Annotated in this window: 2 protein-coding genes and 1 pseudogene; all 3 read left to right on the forward strand. The window is 66.1% G+C overall.

What is annotated here, in order from left to right; all coding sequences use genetic code 11:
- Positions 1-190: glycerol-3-phosphate acyltransferase (locus CVM52_RS26065; RefSeq protein WP_205965041.1), on the forward strand; the 190-nt coding region annotated here is incomplete at its 5' end.
- 156 nt (positions 191-346) lie between these two features.
- Positions 347-589 (forward strand): hypothetical protein, encoded by a 243-nt coding sequence (locus tag CVM52_RS26070; RefSeq protein WP_133120019.1) that lies wholly within the window; start codon positions 347-349, stop codon positions 587-589.
- Positions 590-722: 133 nt separating this feature from the next.
- Positions 723-855 (forward strand): annotated as a pseudogene (locus tag CVM52_RS27900) (acetyl-CoA carboxylase, biotin carboxyl carrier protein); the annotation flags it as partial.

Below are 855 nucleotides of genomic sequence, written 5' to 3' on the forward strand. Positions count from 1 at the left end.
GCTGACCCGCAAGATCTCTTCGGTCGGCGCGCTGGTCGCCGCCGCCAGTTCCACAATCTGGGCCTTTGTGCTGGGCTATGGCGAGACCGTGCTGCTGGGGCTGGTGCTGACGCTGCTGGTTTATTGGCGTCACCGCGCCAATATCGCCCGCATCCGCTCCGGGACCGAGCCCAGGATCGGCCAGGGCTGATCCGAGGCTCCGGCGCCACCGCCCGGGCGGTGGCGCGGTTGCGACAATCCGAGGCAAAAGCCGGGGCGGCGCGAGCCGCCCTTATCCTTATGTTAACGCCTGCGCGCCATCGTGAGATCCGGGTGAGGGCTCCCGCAACCGCAATGGAGCAAACAGATGTACGTTTCCTACGGGATACCCGTGGTGGCCCAGCAGATGACCGGCCATCCTGCCGCGCTGCCCGCCGATCCTCCCGCGGGTGGGCGTGACACGCAGGTCGCGCCGGTTTCGGATCAGCAGGGCACCGGCGCGTCGCAACTGGGCCTTGGGGGCGAGGAACCCAGCGCGCCACCCTCGGCGCTGCAGCGCAAGATCATGGAAATCCTCGAACGCCAGGCCCGCGACCTCGAACAGTCCTGACGCGCGGTCGTCGCTGCCAAACGATCCGCGCCGCCTCAAGGCCGCTTTTCACGCCGGTCTCGTTGCCCTATAAGCTGCTCAGCATTCCAAAGCCCGCACCCAGACGGGCCCCTCAGCAACGATCGAGGAGATCATGGCAGACACTACACGCGAGCAGGACGTTGCGTTCATCAAGGCCCTGGCCGAACTGCTGCGGGAAAACGACCTGACCGAATTGCAGGTCAAGCGCGACTATGGCGAAGATGACAGCCTGAACGTGCGGGTCA

This window comes from Pseudooceanicola lipolyticus (genome assembly GCF_002786325.1).
Lineage (GTDB): Bacteria > Pseudomonadota > Alphaproteobacteria > Rhodobacterales > Rhodobacteraceae > Pseudooceanicola_C > Pseudooceanicola_C lipolyticus.